Genomic DNA, 16,343 nt, shown 5'->3' on the forward strand with positions numbered 1-16,343 from the left:
TTTCCATTCTCGCATGACGGCGTGGAGACGGTTGGGTGGCAAGATTTAAGCAAGTAGTCTCCTCCTGATAAAACATGGAAATCTTCGCGCTTTCGGAGGCAGGTCCGACGCGCCCAACGTTCTGGCGAATCGGTCCCATGGGCGAGGCGGTGTTTTACTTCCTCGCTATCGTGACCGTCGTCTACTTCCTCTACGGCGTCTACAACCGTTTCGCGCGGTACACGGACGGCGAAGAGGACTGGTTCGACCGGTTGGACGACCTCCCGGGACGGGTGACCCGTGCGGCGAAAACCGTCATCACGAACGAGAAGCAGTTCAACCGCGACCTGTACGGCGGACTGATGCACTCGTTCATCCTGTGGGGCTTTCTGACCCTGTTCATCGGGACGACTATCCTCGCCATCGACATGGACGGCTACCGAAAATTCACCCACTACTTCCTCGGCGGCGAGAAATCCTTCTTCGTCGGTAGCTTCTATCTGGCCTACTCGCTCGTAATGGACGCCATGGGGCTGCTGTTCGTCGTCGGTATCTCGATGGCGCTCTACCGGCGCTACTGGGTCCACAAGGAACGCCTCTGGGGCAAACACACGGGGCGAGAGGACGACCTGTTCATCTGGACGCTGTTCCTGCTCGGCGTCGGCGGCTACCTGACCGAAGGCGTCCGTATCCTCGGAACCAGTGCCACCAGAAACGTGGACTTCGAGACGGTGAGTTTCGTCGGTTGGTTCGTCAAGGACGTGCTCTCGGCGGCGGGTGTCACCCCGCAGGCGGCCACGACGTGGTATCCGGTCGCGTGGTGGTCCCACGCGCTCATCGCGCTCGTGTTCATCGCCGCGATTCCCTACGCCAAACCGTTCCACATGCTGTCGTCGTTCGCCAACGTCGTCACGCGCGACGAGAAGGCGGGCAAGCGACTCCCGGGCGTTCCCTCCGACGCCAGCCCGGACGAAATCGGTGCGAGTTCCATCGACGACTTCTCGTGGAAACAGATCCTCGACCAGGACGCCTGTACGAAGTGTGGCCGCTGTTCGTCGGTCTGTCCCGCCAAGGCATCCGGCCGCCCGCTCGATCCGCGCGACGTGATTCTCGATTTGAAGCAGTACCGTGAGAACCTCGACGCCGGTCTGACCGACGAAAAGCCCATCATCGCCGACGGGGGTACGAGCGTCATCGACAGCAGCACGATGGAGTCCTGTATGGCCTGCATGGCTTGCATGGACGCCTGCCCGGTCGAAATCGAACATCTCAACTCTTTCACGGAGATGAACCGTCGCCTGACCGAGTCCGGTCAGATGGACGCCAACGTGCAGGACGCGATGATGAACGTCTTCCAGAACGGCAACGCGTTCGGCGACCCCGAGCGCCGCCGTCCCGAGTGGACCGAGGAACTCGACTTCGAGATTCCCGACGCCCGCGACGAGGACGTGGAGTTCCTCTGGTACGTCGGCGACTACCCGTCCTACGACGAGCGCAACCGCCGCGTCGCCCGCTCGCTCGCCACCATCTTCCACGAGACCGGCATCTCCTACGGTATCCTCTACGAGGACGAACAGAACGATGGCAACGACGTGCGTCGCGTCGGCGAGGAGGGCCTGTATGAAATGCTGGTCGAGGACAACGTCGCCGCGTTCGAGGAGTGCGAGTTCGACAAAATCGTCTGTACCGATCCGCACAGCTACAACACGTTCAAAAACGAGTATCCGGAGATGGCTGACGACTTCGACGCGCCGGTCTACCACTACACGCAGGTCGTCGAGGAACTGTTCCGCTCGGACCGACTGGGACTCGCCGGAAACGAACTCGACTACACGGTCACCTACCACGACCCGTGTCACCTCGGACGCTACAACGACGAGTACGAGGCACCGCGCGAAATCGTCAAAGGCACCGGTTGTACGCTGGACGAGATGCCGCGCAACCGCTCCAACTCGTTCTGCTGCGGCGGCGGCGGTGGCGGACTCTGGATGGATTTGGAGGAGACCTCCAAACCGAGCGAGGAGCGCATCCGCGAAGCGCTCGAAGACACCGACGCCGGAGCGGGTGTCGAGAAGTTCGTCGTCGCCTGCCCGATGTGCATGACGATGTACGAGGACGGGAGAAAAACGGGCGGCTACGAGGACGACATCGAAATCATCGACGTGGCCGAACTCGTCGTGGAAGCGCTCGGCGCTGAAGAGAAGATTCAGGTCTCGGCCTGAACTCGTCGATTTTGGTTTCTGGTTTTTACTCGGGCGAGCGACGCCGCCAGTTCGAGCGATGGAGACCCCCACCGACCAGCAGCGCGACGGCGAGTGCTGTCGCTGCCGCGAGCAGTCCCGTCGGATTCGAGACGAACAGCGGTTCGAGTACCGCACCCGCAGAGAGACCGATCAACGCACAAACAACTGTTCGAATCCCGTTTATGTCTATGTCATGATAATACTGGGGTGAAGAAAATCGCTTTCGAACGTTCCGCACTCCGACCGTAACCAGGTTACTCATCTTCCCTCCGAAAATGGTTGGAATCATAATAATTATGCGGAACGAGGCCCACCGAACGGACGATGAACTCCCTCCTCTTCGACCTCGCAGCGTTTAGTTTCATCACGCAACTTGTCGCACTCTACATCCAGTACCGCCAAGAAAAACCCCGAATCGTCCTCGTCACGTGGTCCGGTTACACGCTTTTCTGGGCATACCTCGCTGTGACGCAGTTCTTCGAACTTCGTTTCGCTACCATCGGACTCAGGGTTCTACTGGTGGCTATCCTCGCTCTCACCGCCGTTACCGTTCATCGCCAGTGGTGGAACGACCGAACGCAGTCCGCCTGATTCCTTCCTCTTCGAACTCACTCCCTTTTTTCCTACTCCTCCCGCGCTCCTCCGACCGCACGGGCGATGAGACCGGCCTGTGCGCCCGCTACGAAGCCAGCATCGATGTTTACGGTGGAGAGGACGGTACAGGACTGCAACATCCCCGAGAGCGCCGCCTCGCCGCCGCTAGCGTGGCCGTAGCCGTTCGAAACGGGGAGTCCGATGACGGGCGTGTTTACGAGTCCGGCGACGACCGTTGGGAGGGCACCCTCGCGGCCAGCGGCGACGACGAGCGCGTCCACCGCGCGGAGGGTGTCCACCTCGTCCAGCATCCGGGCGATGGACGCCACGCCGACGTCGTGCAGTTCCTCGACGGTCGCACCCATCTCCGCCGCGATGACGGCCGCTTCCCCGGCGGGAATCGCGTCGCTCGTACCGGCACTGACAATGCCGACCGTCGCGTCGATGTTCGGCAACTCGAACTCCGGCCCGTGCGCGACGAGCAGGTTCGCCCGCTCGTGAATCGTTACGATAGCTTCGGGATGGTTGGCGTCGAGGCGGCGGCGGACGGCATCGACGTGCTCCTCGTCCGCTCGCGTGACGAGTGCTCTGCCCGCCGTTTCGACGGCCGTCGCGGCGAGTTCGGCCACTTCGTTCGGCGTCTTTCCATCGCAGAGAACCGCCTCCGGTACGCCACGACGCGTCTCGCGGGCGGCATCGAACCTCCCGGCACCGTTCGTCGCGTATCCGGTCAACTTCGCTTCCGCTTCGGCGACGCTGACTTCTCCGTCCGCGACCGATTCGAGTAGTTCGCGCATATTCGGGCCTTTGTGGCCCTCCTACTCCGTTCTATCGTCTCCGGCTACTCGATACTACTTCACTTAAAGCTTTTGGCTATCTCGACAGAGTAGGTCACATTCTTCGACTCGTGGCTGTTCACCGCATAATTTGGGAAGCTTTATTAACTGGGCTACGGAACGTGAATCCTGTATGGCAGACCTTATTGTCAAAGCGGCTGTGAAGGAAGCGCTCGACGACAAAAACGTTGCCTCGGACTTCTACGACGCACTCGACGAGGAAGTCGCAGGACTTCTCGAGGACGCCGCACGACGTGCTGAGGAGAACGACCGAAAGACGGTCCAGCCCCGCGACCTGTAAATCGGAAACATCCTTTCATTCATTTTTTGACCGCCGACCAGCGACGGCGTTCCTCGAAATGGCGACTTCGATGCTGCAATCGACGAACTTCGACGCTAGGATCGCCGTACTTCGACGCCATCGTCCGTTCCGACGTGTATCTCGTCGGCCATCCCGACGAACAGTCCGTGTTCGACCACGCCCGGAATCGCCGAGAGTTCACACGCGAGTTCGGCCGGTGAGTCGATGGCTCCGAACTCGCAGTCGAGGACGAGGTTCCCGTTGTCCGTCACGACCGGTCCGTCCTTGTGCGCCGCTTCGCGCAGACTCGGCTCGCCACCCAGGCGGCGAACCTCGTCGCCGACGGTCGTCCGCGCGGCGGGGAGCACTTCGAGCGGGACGGGATGGGTTAATCGCTCGCCAGCCTTGCTCGGATCCGCGACGACGAGGAATCGCTCCGCCGTACCGTCCACGATTTTCTCCCGAGCGTGTGCTCCGCCGCCGCCCTTGATCAGGTCGTCCCCGGCGAACTGGTCGGCACCGTCGATGGCGACGTCGACGGTTTCGACCGAATCGAGATCGGTGAGTGGAATCCCTTCCTCCTGTGCGAGTTGCCGCGATTGGAACGACGTCGGGATTCCTCGTATGTCGAGTCCGGCATCCACCATCCGTCCGAGTGCCCGAATCGCGTGGGCGGCCGTACTGCCCGTCCCCAGTCCGACTACCATTCCATCCTCGACTGCTTCCGCCGCGCTCTCGCCCGCGTTCCGCTTTGCTTCGTCGCTTCCACCCGTCGTTTTCATATTCGTGGAAATCGGTGCACGGCGGAAAAAGGTTGCTAGCCCGAAGGGGAGACGTTTCCCCCGATAAATAAACTGGATTTTCGAAGGGTCAGCTACAGGTTCGTATCTCACGTACGACTATCCGGATGTGGTTCCCCACATTCGGAAGGAGGGAACTCGGTTCCTCTTGTGTTGCGCCCGAGTCGCTCTTCGAACGGGAACGCGCCCGGTTGTACCGACATCTGTCGTCACTCGGATCGAAACGTCGCCCGACCGCGTTCCCGTGACTCATTGCTCCGCGTCGTTCATACCCTGCTTGCGTCAGTCTTCGAACGGTAGAACGCCGGGTTCCTCGACGACGACCCACCAGTGGAAGTCCGCTTTGGGATGTCGGCGCTCCACGTGTTCACGTAGCGTCTCTCCCTGCTCGAAGTCACGCCCGCAGAGGTTACAGCGGTGATGTCGCTTTCGCGCCATGAAACGAGAACGCCGTTGAAACGCTAAAACTCGTCGCCCACTCGTGTACTGTCCCCCTGTTTCCATCGTCTCTCCGCCCGACTCGTCGCGTCATAGATTCCGTCAGCTATCGCCGTCCCCCATAGCACTATTGTTCCCGCTCGCGTACGCTCCCGCATGCCACGCGAAGAACTGGTACACGCAGCAGAGGAACTGAAACACGCCAGTGCCGACGCCTCCGGCGAGGTCAAAGAACGCCTCGAATCACAGGCCGACACGCTTCAGTCGCTCGCTCAGGCCGACAAGGGTCCGGACCACGGCCGACTCGCCCGAATCATGCACGCCCTCTCGGAACTCAAGGAGGACGCGGACGGGGACATAGCCGAGCGTATCCAGAGCGCGTACGACCACGTCGAAGCATATCGCGGGACCGTCAGCGGCGTTTGAAAAGATCTATTTTCCCACTCAGCAGACCGGCTTCGGATTCACGCCCATCGACTCCAGCGACTCGGTGTACTCGTCGTAGGCCGCGGTAATCGCACCTTTTGCAGCCTCTTTCGCTGTTTCCCACTCCTCGTCCGAATCACAGTGTTCGTCTAACAGCGCGAGCGTGTCGTCCAACTGCTCGTCGAGGTCACCGTTCAAATCGCGGAACAACTGGGCCGTCTTCGGGTCGGCCTTTCCGGTAAAGAAGCCGGTCAGCTGTTTTTTCGATTTCTCGCTCGCCAGCGTGCGCCCGACGAATCCGCCGAGGCGCTCGGTAGTGCCGTCCAATCCACGGAGGTACTCGTGCAACGCGGGCGTCTCGTCCGGTTCGTGGTCGTCTACCTTTCCGGAAACGCGCTCGTAGTGGCCGTTCTCGACCTCCGCGATGCCAGCGAACAGTTCGCTCGCGTCCTCGTCTCCCTCGTCGTCGGCCCATCCGTCGAACGTTTGAGCGGCGGCGTACTCGGCGTCGGCGGCGGCGTCGAACACTTCGTCAGCGAATCTCCCCGCCGGTCGCGGCGTAGAGCGACTTCGACGATCCCAGGCGGGAGAGGGCGGTTTCGTTTTCCTTTCGCACGGCGTCGAGGAATTCCTCGGAATTCATACGCCACGGTACGAAGGCGCGCGGCTTGTAATCACCGACCCCGGAAACCGGTTAGTCCATATCGTCCAACGAGACGAACACGTCCGCGTCGGCGGTTATCCAACTCGCCATCCGTTCGAGGCGGGTCGCCTCTTTCGGATAAATCGTACATCTGTCCGGTTGTCCGTCGTACTCCACAACGACGGATGCGAGTTCGAACGACCGTTCGTCGGCGGCGTTCCGTTTCGATTCGGACCGTGTATCGACAGTATGGAAATGTCCTGTCATTTTGTCCTCGGGGGGCGTCCCGGCGACGCCGTACTATTGAGATTCGGCCCGTTCTCAATAACCCCTGCTAGTTGCTCTCAATAGCGCTCGGGAGCGATGGGGAGTTATCGACCGCCTGAGACGTGACTGTCGGGCGTGGGTCGTCCGAAGAAAACGTGCGTCGTTGGTCGCTGACTCAGTTGCCGGTCTCGATGGGCGCATCCACGAGGTTGCCCCACTCCGTCCACGACCCGTCGTAGTTGACGACGTTGTCGTAGCCGAGCAGTTCCGAGAGTGCGAACCACGCGATGGACGAGCGCTCGCCGATACGGCAGTAGGCGACGACCTCTTGGTCGTTCGTGACGCCTTCGCTCTCGTATAGGTCACTGAGTTCGTCGGCGGATTTGAACGTCCCGTCGTCGTTCACGGTGGCCGCCCACGAGATGTTCGATGCGCCGGGGACGTGGCCGCCGCGCTGGGCCGTCTCCTGCAGTCCTGGAGGCGCGAGGATTTCGCCGCTGTACTCCTCGGGCGAGCGAACGTCCACGAGCGGAACGCCGCGGTCGATGGCCTTCTCCACGTCGTCGCGGTAGGCGCGGATGCCTTCGAACGGGCCACGGGCGTCGTACTCGACTTCCGGGAACGACGGGACCTCGTCCGTCGTCGGGTAGTCGTTTTCGAGCCAGTAGTCGCGTCCGCCGTCGAGGAGTTTCACGTTCTCGTGGCCGTAGTACTTGAACTGCCAGTAGGTGTAGGCCGCGAACCAGTTGGAGTTGTCCCCGTAGAGGACGACGGTGGTGTCGTCGTCGATGCCGTGACTGCCGAGGAGGTCCTCGAAATCGTCCTTTTCGAGGATGTCACGCGTGGTCTGGTCCTGGAGCTGTGTCTCCCAGTTGAAGCCGACTGCGCCCGGCGCGTGGGCGTCGTCGTAGGCTTCCGTGTCAACGTCGACCTCTACGAGTCGGTAATCGGTATCGTCGCTCTGGAACTCGTCGAGGTGGTCTTCCACCCAGTCCGCGCTGACGAGTACGTCCTTGGCGTAGTCACTGTTGCTCATGCACGTTCCCCTTTCTACGCTCGGGTTATATTCTTGTTACTGCCGGAAGGTTCCGCCTTCTGTCGAGCTTCCCGGCAAGAATCCCCGGTATCTCGCGGGGGAATCCCCGTTTTGCCGCTATCCGTGGCTCATCGCGCATGAACGACACCTGACAACCGGCAAAATATTCCGGCACCTCCAGTCGAATGCCGGTTTCGACGGAACCCGGAGGGCTAAGACGCTGGCGTCGGTATCGAGGGATAATGAACGAGAACGTCGTCGTCTCCGCCGATTGGCTCGCCGAGCGACTGGACGATATCCACATCGTGGACGTCCGCGACGCGTGGGAATACGAGGGAATCGGTCACCTGCCCGGTGCGGTGAACATCCCGTTCGACGAATTCCGCTCGGCCGATGCGGACGATGCGGGGATGCTCCCCGGTGTCGAGACGTGGTCCGAACTCCTCGGCAACGTCGGTATCAGCGAGGACGATACCGTCGTCGCGTACGACGACATGCACGGCGTGTTCGCGGCGCGGTTCCTCGTCACCGCCGAACTGTACGGCCACGAAGCGCTCCACCTCCTCGACGGCGATTTTAGCGCGTGGCAACGCGACCACGAAACGACGAACAACGTTCCCTCCCCTACTCCCGTTTCCTACGACGTACGGGAACCGGAATCCTCTCCGCTCGTCGCTCGTGAGGAGGTCGAAGCCGCAATCGACGACCCGGATGCCGTTCTCGTCGATACACGCGACCCGGACGAGTTCGCCGAGGGCCATCTCCCGAGCGCCATCAACGTCGATTGGCTCGACCTCGTTGACGACGAATCCCGCGGCCTGAAATCACCGGACGAACTCCGTTCGATTCTCGAATCCAACGGCGTCACCCCCGACAAGCGGGTGATCCTCTACTGCAACACCGCCCGTCGAATCAGCCACACCTACGTCGTCCTCTCCTCGCTCGGCTACGACGACCTCGGCTTTTACGAGGGCAGTCTCACCGAGTGGATGGAGGCCGATGGGGAACTCGAACGGGACTGATTCTTTCTATTTATCCTATATCTGATGGCTGACGAAGAGCGAAATGCGTGTCAGTTTCCATCCCAGTAACGCCCGTTGCCGTCGTTGTAACGCCCAATACGGCTCGGTATCGGTGACGCCCGTATAGTGAGGGGTGCTTGCTCGTGAGAACCTAACCGGGATAGTTTTCCATTGGCACCCGAAACGGTCGCTCCCATTTATCTTCGGCTCCGGCCTATAGCCTGTCACCCCGGGAGGGGGGAAAAGGGATGACTGAGAGAGAACAACAAGACGCAGAAAACGTCGAATCGGAAGAACGTCGCTCGTTCATGAAGAAAGGCGCGCTCGCGACAGGCGCGCTCGCGTTGGGGTTAGGCAGTGCCGGGAGCGCCTCGGCACAGGGCCGAAACGTGTTGGTGTACACCTACGACTACCACCCGAACGTGCAGTTCCGCGTCGTCAACGCGCTGGAGAAATCGACGACCGTTCGACTGCTCGAAAAACCGGGTGGCGGCAACGTCTCCGAGATCAGCCAGCCGGACAACTACAACGGCTACGTCATCCGCTACCTGCTTGGCAGCGGTGGCGGCGGCCAAGGACAGATCACCACGTTCATGTTCGCAGAAGGTGTCTCGCTGAGCCAAGGCGACACCCGACAGTTCAGTGGTGACGCGTCCGTCTTCAGCAGCACGCTCAACCTGCTTAGCACCAACCTGCGGTGAGACGAACCGATTCGAGTCGTATCGGGGGGTAACAAAGCGGTTCAGTACCCATTTTTCGGTGACGTAATTCACGGGAAGAGCCGTAGCGGTACCGACATCACGGGCGGATTTCAGTACACTGGACGAATACATGGACAACGAACACGAAGCGGAGATGCCGCGGTGGAACGCCCGAGTTGACGATTCGGTTCGACCTTCACGACGAACCAAACCGCTGGGAGACGTATTGGTGTTCACCCGGGACTTTTTCCCGCACGTCCCGTTTCGAATCGTCGCTCAGCTTCCGGCACTCATCACGGTGACGATCCTCGATGAACCACCGGACGGGGCTCAGGTGATCTCACAACCCGACGAGTACAACGGCTACGTCATCACCTACGATTTCCATCGGACACCCATCTTCGTCTTTCTGTTTTCCCGACGCTATCTGCCGACGAGCGATCGATACCGATTCGGCGACGATGCGACCTACTTCAGCAGCAACTTGGATCTGCTCGAAGTGTCCGTGGGGGTCGATTGAGGACCGTTTCATTCGCGTCCGTCCGTGCGGACGATCATTCCTTCTTACCTGTTCGTCCAAATTATCTCTATCAAAGCGCTAGAATACATAATACTCCTTGCAGACGTCTGCTCTGCATTCAGGAATATTGATTTTTGCTATGTGTATGTCCATTATCCTTATTATGTGGGCGTTTGTCCGAAATTAGCAGATGAAATCGAATGTCGTGCGATACTCCGATGTACAGGTAGACGATTTCAGGGTGATCGACGAATATGGTTCATAAAAAGGAAGAATGGAAAGGTGAGTTGTACGGCGACGCGGTAAGGGACAAAATTCTCGAATTCGCCAAGAACGGTTGGCAGTCGATTCCGGAAGACGAGCGTGATGCGTGGTTCTCGCGGTTCAAATTCTGGGGCCTGTTTCACCAGCGAACCGGGCAAGAAAGCTACTTCATGATGCGTCTGACCAACTGCGGCGGCATCCTCGAACCAGGGCAACTGCGCGCCATCGGGGAAGTCGCACGTGAGTATGCGACCGGTCCAGCCGAGAACCCCGAGTTCGGGAACGGGTTCGTGGATTTCACGACGCGCCAATCGATTCAGCTCCACTGGATAAAGTTGGAGCACATCCCCGAAATCTGGAATAAGCTAGAAGCCGTCGGCGTCTCGTCTCGCTCCTCCGGTGGGGATACGATGCGAAACATCTCCGGATGTCCCGTCGCGGGTAAAGACGAACACGAGTACGTCGAGACCCGGGAGTTGCTCGACCGAATCCAGTCACAGTTGCGCGACGATGACGTGCTATGTAACATGCCGCGGAAGTTCAACATCTCCGTGACGGGTTGTCGGGAGGGTTGTGCACAGGATTCCATCAACGATGTCGCTTTGGAACCCGCACGAAAGCTCATCGACGGGACGCGAGTGAAGGGATTCAACATGCGCGCTGGCGGCGGTCTCGGTGGACGCGAACCCCGCCGTGCACGGTCGCTCGACGTCTTCGTCACGCCGGATAACGCCTACGAAATCATCCGTGCGTTCGTCGAACTGTATCACGAGGAGGGCAACCGACAGAACCGACGCAAAAATCGTGGCCGCTTCTTCGTCGACGACTGGGGAACCGACGACATCCGCGAGGAACTCACCGAGCGGGTCGACTTTCCGCTCCACCACGCTGGAACGGACCTACGTGACCAGTACACGTACAACGCCGGAAAGCAGGACAAACGAGGAAAACACGATCACGTCGGCGTCCACGAACAAGCCGACGGTGACTACTACGTCGGCCTCAACGTCCCGGTCGGACGCGTCACCGCCGACGAGGCCCTCGACCTCGCCGACCTCGCCGACGAGTACGGGAGCGGCGAAATCAGACTCACTCGACGACAGAACCCGATCATCGTGGACGTAGACGGCGCACGACTCGACGACCTGCTCGCCGAACCCCTGCTGCAAACGCATACGCCCGAACCCACGCCGTTCACTCGCGGGGCGATGGCGTGTACAGGAACGGAGTTCTGCTCGCTCGCGCTCACCGAGACGAAGGCACGGACGGCCGAGATGCTTCGATGGCTCCGGACGAACGTCGAGCTTCCCGACGACGTTTCACAGCTGAAGATCCACTTTTCGGGCTGTACCGCGGATTGCGGGCAAGCCATGACAGCGGATATCGGCTTGCAGGGGATGCGCGCTCGAAAGGACGGAGAAATGGTCGAGGCGATGGATGTCGGCGTCGGCGGCGGAATCGGCGACGAACCGTCGTTCATCGAGTGGGTCCACCAGCGTGTCCCGGCCGACGAGGTGCCCGGACTCATCGCGAACCTCGTCGAAGCGTTCGTCGCACTCCGGGAGGAAGAACAGACCTTCCGCGAGTGGGTCGATGCGACCGGCCACGAGACCATCATCGAACTCGCCGAACCCGAAGAGACGAGCTACGAGGACCCCTGTCTTCACGACGCAAAGCAGGCCTGGTACCCGTTCTCGAACGGCGAAAGTCCGGCTCCGACCGCACCGGACGGCACACCGATCTCCAGTAATGACTGAGCGTAGTCACCGCTTTCGACCCGCCGTTCGGTCGAACTCGAATTTCAACGAGGTAACGCTCACATGAGAAACACTGTCCCGACGACGTGTATGCGGTGTGCGGTCGGCTGTGGTCACGTCAACCAAAGCGTCGACGTTGGCTATGGCATCGACATCGTTCGCGGTGACGTTGCCCATCCGGTTAATCAGGGACTCGCCTGTCAACGCGGTATCCGCGAGAGCAAGGAGCCAGAGGGCAGGTGGCTGACGCGCCCGCTGATTCGGGAGGGTGACGAACTCCTCCCCACGACGTGGGACGTCGCCCTCGGTCGCGTGGTGGAACGATTCGCATCCACCATCGGACGCGACCGGGACGGCCTCGCCGTTCTCGGGAGCGGACAACAGACCAACGAAGCCGCGTACGCCCTCGGAAAGTTGGCCCGCGGCGGGTTCGGCACCCGGTACTACGACGCCAACACGACCCTCTGTATGGCCAGTGCGGTGACGGCCTACTACGACGCCTTCGGGAGCGACGCGCCGCCATGCACCTACGACGACATCCCGGACGCCCGCAGTCACGTCGTCTGGGGAGCGAACCCCGCCGTCGCCCACCCGGTCATGTTCCGCTGGATTCAGGAAAGTGCCAACGACGACGACAGCAGGCTGATCGTCGTCGATCCGGTCGAATCCGAGACGGGAACCGTCGCGGACACACACGTTTCACCCGACCCCGGCGGGGACCTCGCCCTCGCGCGCGCCGTGTTGGCCCGCCTGGTCGAACGGGACGCGATAGACGACGCGTTCATCGACGCCGCGACTACCGGTTTCGACGCACTCCGCGCCAACCTCCCGACGGCAGAGGAGGGGGCGGCGACCGCTGGCGTCGCCCTCGATGTCGTAGACCAACTTGCCGACGCGTTCGCGGACTCGACGCTTCTCTACTGGGGGATGGGCGTCAATCAGAGCACGCAGGGAACCGCGACGGCGGGTGCCCTGATAGACCTCTGTTTGGCGACCGGTAATCTCGGCCCCGGAACGGGACCGTTCTCGCTGACCGGGCAAGCGAACTCCATGGGGACACGCGTCTGTTCGTCCAAGGGAACGTGGCCCGGCCACAGGTCGTTCGACGACCCCGACGAACGGGCCGTCGTCGCCGACACGTGGGATATCTCCCCGGAGCGACTCCCGGACGACGCCGGACCCGGTCCAGTCGGAATCGTCGAAGCCATCGACGACGGGCCGGTCGAAACGGTTTGGACCGTTGCGACGAACCCCGTCGCCGGGTTGCCCGATGCGGGGACCGTCCGCGAGCGACTAGACGAGGCGTTCCTCGTCGTGCAGGATGCCTTCCGAACCGAGACCGTCGAACTGGCCGACGTCGTCCTCCCCGCCGCAACCTGGGGCGAGACGGACGGAACGACCACGAACATGGAGCGACGCGTCTCCCGCGTTCGGTCCGTAACGGGGACGCCGACGGGTGTCCGCACCGACCTCGACATCATCATCGCCATCGCCGAAGGCGTCGTCCCCGGGCTGATGGGTCGCTCGAACCCGAGGGACGTGTTCGAGGAACTGACCACGCTCACGGAGGGCACGTCGGCGGACCTCTCGGGAATCAGCTACCCCCGTCTCGAAGAGGAGAAGGCCGTCCGTTGGCCCGCGCCCGACCCGACATCGAGTGGTGGTTACCGCTATTACGACGACGGGGACTGGTCGTTCCCAACCGCGACCGGTCGCGCCCGATTCTCGGCCGCCACCCATCGAGGCCTCCCGGAACCGGCCAACGAGGAATTCCCGCTCACGTTGACGACGGCACGGACCGCTGACGGGTACAACACCGGCGTCCGCTCTCGACCGCCGGAAGCGGACGCCCCGCCGCTCGTGCGTGTGCATCCGGACACGCTCGACTCCCTCGATATACACGGAGAAACCGCGGTCGTCACCTCCCGACGAGCCGAAATTCCCGTCCGAACCGATCCGGATTCGGCGGTTCCACGGGGTGTCGTTTGGCTCCCGATTCACCATCCGCGGACGAACGAACTGACGCTTCCCGCCACCGACCCTCGATCCGACGAACCGAACTACAAACAGTGTGCGGTACGGCTTGCACCGCGACCGGACGAGCGTACCGCGGCGAACCGAGCGGAGGTGACGGGAGGTGACTAACAAGGTCGAGCAGTTGATAATCGCCACCGTCGGGTTCTTCTGGGCGTTTCTGATGTGGTTCTCCACTGCCGCGTTCAGTACGAGTATCGGGACGTTCTACGGTCTCACGACCGGTCAACTCGCCCTGCTCGCGAGTTCGGCCATCTGGCTCGCGCCGCCCGGACGCGTCATCGCGGGTTGGTTGGCGGACCGCCTCGGCGCGCACAACACGTTCGCGATGATTCTCGCGTACTCCGGTGTGGTGAGTATCGCGTCCTCGTTCGCCGCGAGCTATCAAGTGCTGTTCGTGGAGCGTCTCGTCGTCGCCTCGGCGGGAATCAGCTTCGTCGTTGGCATCCAGCACGTCGCACAGTGGTTCGACGAGCACGAAATCGGGACGGCAGAGGGACTGTACGCCGGAACCGGAAACGTCGGTGCTGGTGTCGGCGCGCTGGTACTCCCACGACTCTACGGCATCCACTTCGGCGATGCCTTCCTCCACCTCGGAATCGGTGCGCTCGTCATCGCGGCCGTCTACAAGTGGCGCGGCCAACCCGCGAAGGACCGTGCGACCGCCGAAGCCGCACGACAGAACACGTCCTTCAGCGACACGATGTACGTCTGGACGCGGTACGCCGCGATTGGACTCATGCTGGCCTACGCGATGTCGTTCGGCTTGGAAATCTCGATGAACTCGTGGTTGCCGACCTACTACGCGGATGGCTTTGCGGCGTCCATTCGGAACTTGGGATTCACCGATACGTCGTCCATTCAGGTCGCCGCGGGAACGTTCGCCGCCGTTCAGTCGTTCAACGCGTCGTTGTGGCGACCGTTCTCGGGCTACATGTCCGACCTCTGGCAGCGAAAGGGATGGACGCCGTATCCGATTCTCGCCACCGACAAGCCGTACTCGCCGCGCATTCACTGGCTGTTGACCGCCCTCATACTCATCACGGTTTTGATGATCGTGCTCACCGTCGTGGGTCTCCTCGGCGTCCTTCCGCTGTCGGTGGTCGTTCTAGCCTTCTCCGGAATCGCGGTGAGCTTCGGTACCGGCGGTGTGTTCGCCATCGTGCCCCTCGTTTTCCCGGACCGTCCGGGGACGGCATCGGGGTTCATCGGAGGCATCTCCACGACCGGTGGTATCGTCTACCCGCTCATGTTCGGCCTCATGCCGAACGTTCACATGGGATACGCTTTCGTCGGCGTCGTGTTCTTCGTTCCCATCATACTGTTTTTCCTGTGGGCGATGCGCTCACAGTCGGGAATCGGTGACCACGGTATCGGCTCCCGAGAACGGTGGCTCGGCGACGGACCGGCACCGAATGCGTCTACGGGAGGTGATGACTGATGACGGAATACGACTCGTGGTACAAGTGGGGAAAAGCAACGCTGTACGTCGAGATGCTGATCGCAGTGCTCGTGACGGTCTTCTCGCTGTACATGGCCTTTAACGGCATGGCGGGATGGTTGGTCTAAAATGACTGTCAACAGAACACCATCGGTGGGTTCCGAACCATGAGCACGACCACGGGTACCGTTTATCTCGTCGGCGCTGGACCGGGCGATCCGGAACTCCTCACGGTCAAGGCCCGGCGGTTGCTCGACGAAGCGGACGTTATCCTTCACGATTCGCTCGTCGGCGACGAGGTCGTCGAATCGCTCCCCGACCATGCGACCGTCGTTCACACGGGAAAACGCGCCGACGGCGAACGAACGTCGCAGGCGGAAATCAACGACACAATGGTCCGGGAGAGTCGTACCGGAAACGATGTCGTTCGATTGAAAGGCGGTGATCCGACCGTCTTCGGGCGCGGCGGTGAGGAGGCGGAATATCTCGCACGCCACGGGATACGGTTCGAAATCGTTCCCGGCGTGACGAGCGCTATCGCCGCCGGTGAAGTTGCCGGTATCCCAGCTACCCATCGCAACTGTTCGTCCACTCTTACCGTCGTTACCGGACACGAGGACCCCACCAAGGACGACACCTCCCTCGACTGGGAGGCGCTCGCCGCGAATATCGAGGCGGGCGGAACGCTCGTGATTCTGATGGGGGTCGGCCGTCTCTCCGACAATGTCGCCGCGCTCAGTTCGCACGAACTCGACACCGGGACACCTGTCGCGATGGTGGAGCGCGCGACTCTGCCCGACGAACGAGTCGTTACTGGGACGTTGGACACGGTCGTCGAACGCGCGAGAACTGCCGACGTGAGGCCTCCGGCGGTCACTATCGTTGGCGACGTGGTCCGCGTCCGCGAAACCGTCGAACACTGTTTGGCCAGTTCCTCCGGGTCGTTTCTTGCATCGTGGACATCATCGCCGTTAGCGGTCGATGAAATCGAAAGCGCGAACCGCGGCGAATAGTTCAACTGGTTCGAAACTACCATCAGCA

The 16,343-nt window shown here is 61.4% G+C and carries 18 protein-coding genes and 1 pseudogene; 12 read left to right on the top strand and 7 right to left on the bottom strand.

Annotation, left to right across the window (positions count from 1 at the left end):
• Window positions 1–74: 74 nt before the first annotated feature.
• The gene (locus A4G99_RS05075; RefSeq protein WP_066140244.1) at window positions 75–2,201 is read left to right on the top strand and encodes a (Fe-S)-binding protein; all 2,127 of its coding nucleotides are present in this window, start codon (window positions 75–77) and stop codon (window positions 2,199–2,201) included.
• Window positions 2,202–2,226: 25 nt separating this feature from the next.
• Here the strand turns inward: A4G99_RS05075 and A4G99_RS25710 are convergent, their stop codons facing one another.
• Window positions 2,227–2,376 carry a hypothetical protein gene (locus tag A4G99_RS25710; RefSeq protein ID WP_190303690.1) on the bottom strand — a complete coding sequence of 50 codons (150 nt, stop codon included), beginning with the start codon at window positions 2,374–2,376 and terminating at the stop codon, window positions 2,227–2,229.
• 170 nt (window positions 2,377–2,546) lie between these two features.
• Between A4G99_RS25710 and A4G99_RS05080 the strand changes: the two genes are divergently transcribed.
• Window positions 2,547–2,813, top strand: coding sequence for a hypothetical protein (locus A4G99_RS05080; protein WP_066140247.1), 267 nt, complete (start codon window positions 2,547–2,549; stop codon window positions 2,811–2,813).
• Between the two features lie 32 nt (window positions 2,814–2,845).
• On the opposite strand, the gene larB is transcribed toward A4G99_RS05080, so the two are convergent.
• The gene (gene larB / locus A4G99_RS05085) at window positions 2,846–3,613 is read right to left on the bottom strand and encodes a nickel pincer cofactor biosynthesis protein LarB (protein ID WP_066140250.1); all 768 of its coding nucleotides are present in this window, start codon (window positions 3,611–3,613) and stop codon (window positions 2,846–2,848) included.
• 172 nt (window positions 3,614–3,785) lie between these two features.
• Here larB and A4G99_RS05090 point away from each other — a divergent pair, with 172 nt between their 5' ends.
• Window positions 3,786–3,953: a DUF1931 family protein gene (locus A4G99_RS05090; protein WP_066140253.1), complete on the top strand. Its 168-nt coding sequence runs from the start codon at window positions 3,786–3,788 to the stop codon at window positions 3,951–3,953.
• 95 nt (window positions 3,954–4,048) lie between these two features.
• Here A4G99_RS05090 and rpiA read toward each other — a convergent pair whose 3' ends face one another.
• Both rpiA and A4G99_RS25715 read right to left on the bottom strand, forming a co-directional pair.
• Window positions 4,049–4,735 carry a ribose-5-phosphate isomerase RpiA gene (gene rpiA, locus A4G99_RS05095; RefSeq protein WP_066140255.1) on the bottom strand — a complete coding sequence of 229 codons (687 nt, stop codon included), beginning with the start codon at window positions 4,733–4,735 and terminating at the stop codon, window positions 4,049–4,051.
• Between the two features lie 300 nt (window positions 4,736–5,035).
• Window positions 5,036–5,191: a hypothetical protein gene (locus A4G99_RS25715; RefSeq protein ID WP_190303691.1), complete on the bottom strand. Its 156-nt coding sequence runs from the start codon at window positions 5,189–5,191 to the stop codon at window positions 5,036–5,038.
• 156 nt (window positions 5,192–5,347) lie between these two features.
• Between A4G99_RS25715 and A4G99_RS05100 the strand changes: the two genes are divergently transcribed.
• Window positions 5,348–5,617 carry a hypothetical protein gene (locus A4G99_RS05100; RefSeq protein ID WP_066140258.1) on the top strand — a complete coding sequence of 90 codons (270 nt, stop codon included), beginning with the start codon at window positions 5,348–5,350 and terminating at the stop codon, window positions 5,615–5,617.
• Between the two features lie 18 nt (window positions 5,618–5,635).
• Here A4G99_RS05100 and A4G99_RS05105 read toward each other — a convergent pair.
• The 3 genes and pseudogenes from A4G99_RS05105 to A4G99_RS05115 all read right to left on the bottom strand — a co-directional run bounded on the left by A4G99_RS05105 (window position 5,636) and on the right by A4G99_RS05115 (window position 7,563).
• Window positions 5,636–6,260 (bottom strand): annotated as a pseudogene (locus tag A4G99_RS05105) (rubrerythrin family protein).
• Between the two features lie 51 nt (window positions 6,261–6,311).
• Window positions 6,312–6,527, bottom strand: a complete 216-nt coding sequence (locus A4G99_RS05110) for a hypothetical protein (RefSeq protein WP_066140261.1) — start codon at window positions 6,525–6,527, stop codon at window positions 6,312–6,314.
• A 175-nt stretch (window positions 6,528–6,702) separates the two neighbouring features.
• Entirely contained in the window at window positions 6,703–7,563 is an 861-nt protein-coding gene (locus A4G99_RS05115) for a sulfurtransferase (protein ID WP_066140264.1), read from the bottom strand.
• 242 nt (window positions 7,564–7,805) lie between these two features.
• On the opposite strand from A4G99_RS05115, the gene A4G99_RS05120 reads away from it, so the two are divergent.
• The 8 genes from A4G99_RS05120 to cobA all read left to right on the top strand — a co-directional run bounded on the left by A4G99_RS05120 (window position 7,806) and on the right by cobA (window position 16,315).
• Window positions 7,806–8,585: a sulfurtransferase gene (locus A4G99_RS05120; RefSeq protein WP_066140267.1), complete on the top strand. Its 780-nt coding sequence runs from the start codon at window positions 7,806–7,808 to the stop codon at window positions 8,583–8,585.
• 248 nt (window positions 8,586–8,833) lie between these two features.
• Entirely contained in the window at window positions 8,834–9,286 is a 453-nt protein-coding gene (locus tag A4G99_RS05125) for a twin-arginine translocation signal domain-containing protein (RefSeq protein WP_066140270.1), read from the top strand.
• Window positions 9,287–9,416: 130 nt separating this feature from the next.
• Window positions 9,417–9,806, top strand: a complete 390-nt coding sequence (locus A4G99_RS05130; RefSeq protein WP_066140272.1) for a hypothetical protein — start codon at window positions 9,417–9,419, stop codon at window positions 9,804–9,806.
• Window positions 9,807–10,060: 254 nt separating this feature from the next.
• A complete protein-coding gene (locus A4G99_RS05135; protein ID WP_066140275.1) occupies window positions 10,061–11,827 on the top strand; it encodes a nitrite/sulfite reductase in 1,767 nt (588 codons plus the stop codon).
• A gap of 63 nt (window positions 11,828–11,890) precedes the next feature.
• Complete coding sequence (gene nasA / locus A4G99_RS05140; RefSeq protein ID WP_066140278.1) at window positions 11,891–13,972, top strand: assimilatory nitrate reductase NasA; 2,082 nt, start codon at window positions 11,891–11,893, stop codon at window positions 13,970–13,972.
• Window positions 13,965–15,302 (top strand): MFS transporter, encoded by a 1,338-nt coding sequence (locus tag A4G99_RS05145; RefSeq protein WP_066140280.1) that lies wholly within the window; start codon window positions 13,965–13,967, stop codon window positions 15,300–15,302. Before nasA ends, A4G99_RS05145 begins: the two co-directional genes overlap by 8 nt.
• Window positions 15,302–15,430 carry a hypothetical protein gene (locus tag A4G99_RS28590; RefSeq protein WP_255359047.1) on the top strand — a complete coding sequence of 43 codons (129 nt, stop codon included), beginning with the start codon at window positions 15,302–15,304 and terminating at the stop codon, window positions 15,428–15,430. The genes A4G99_RS05145 and A4G99_RS28590 overlap by 1 nt, the downstream gene beginning before the upstream one ends.
• A 39-nt stretch (window positions 15,431–15,469) precedes the next feature.
• On the top strand, window positions 15,470–16,315 hold the full coding sequence (gene cobA / locus A4G99_RS05150) for a uroporphyrinogen-III C-methyltransferase (protein WP_066140283.1): 846 nt from the start codon (window positions 15,470–15,472) through the stop codon (window positions 16,313–16,315).
• Window positions 16,316–16,343 lie beyond the last annotated feature (28 nt).

Origin of the sequence: Haladaptatus sp. R4 (assembly GCF_001625445.1) — an archaeon.
GTDB lineage: Archaea > Halobacteriota > Halobacteria > Halobacteriales > Haladaptataceae > Haladaptatus.

Coding starts and splice junctions, on each gene's coding strand:
- A4G99_RS05075 (WP_066140244.1), top strand. CDS start 75: ATGGAAATCTTCGCGCTTTCGGAGGCAGGTCCGACGCGCCCAACGTTC.
- A4G99_RS05080 (WP_066140247.1), top strand. CDS start 2,547: ATGAACTCCCTCCTCTTCGACCTCGCAGCGTTTAGTTTCATCACGCAA.
- larB (WP_066140250.1), bottom strand. CDS start 3,613: ATGCGCGAACTACTCGAATCGGTCGCGGACGGAGAAGTCAGCGTCGCC.
- A4G99_RS05090 (WP_066140253.1), top strand. CDS start 3,786: ATGGCAGACCTTATTGTCAAAGCGGCTGTGAAGGAAGCGCTCGACGAC.
- rpiA (WP_066140255.1), bottom strand. CDS start 4,735: ATGAAAACGACGGGTGGAAGCGACGAAGCAAAGCGGAACGCGGGCGAG.
- A4G99_RS25715 (WP_190303691.1), bottom strand. CDS start 5,191: ATGGCGCGAAAGCGACATCACCGCTGTAACCTCTGCGGGCGTGACTTC.
- A4G99_RS05100 (WP_066140258.1), top strand. CDS start 5,348: ATGCCACGCGAAGAACTGGTACACGCAGCAGAGGAACTGAAACACGCC.
- A4G99_RS05110 (WP_066140261.1), bottom strand. CDS start 6,527: ATGACAGGACATTTCCATACTGTCGATACACGGTCCGAATCGAAACGG.
- A4G99_RS05115 (WP_066140264.1), bottom strand. CDS start 7,563: ATGAGCAACAGTGACTACGCCAAGGACGTACTCGTCAGCGCGGACTGG.
- A4G99_RS05120 (WP_066140267.1), top strand. CDS start 7,806: ATGAACGAGAACGTCGTCGTCTCCGCCGATTGGCTCGCCGAGCGACTG.
- A4G99_RS05125 (WP_066140270.1), top strand. CDS start 8,834: ATGACTGAGAGAGAACAACAAGACGCAGAAAACGTCGAATCGGAAGAA.
- A4G99_RS05130 (WP_066140272.1), top strand. CDS start 9,417: ATGGACAACGAACACGAAGCGGAGATGCCGCGGTGGAACGCCCGAGTT.
- A4G99_RS05135 (WP_066140275.1), top strand. CDS start 10,061: ATGGTTCATAAAAAGGAAGAATGGAAAGGTGAGTTGTACGGCGACGCG.
- nasA (WP_066140278.1), top strand. CDS start 11,891: ATGAGAAACACTGTCCCGACGACGTGTATGCGGTGTGCGGTCGGCTGT.
- A4G99_RS28590 (WP_255359047.1), top strand. CDS start 15,302: ATGACGGAATACGACTCGTGGTACAAGTGGGGAAAAGCAACGCTGTAC.
- cobA (WP_066140283.1), top strand. CDS start 15,470: ATGAGCACGACCACGGGTACCGTTTATCTCGTCGGCGCTGGACCGGGC.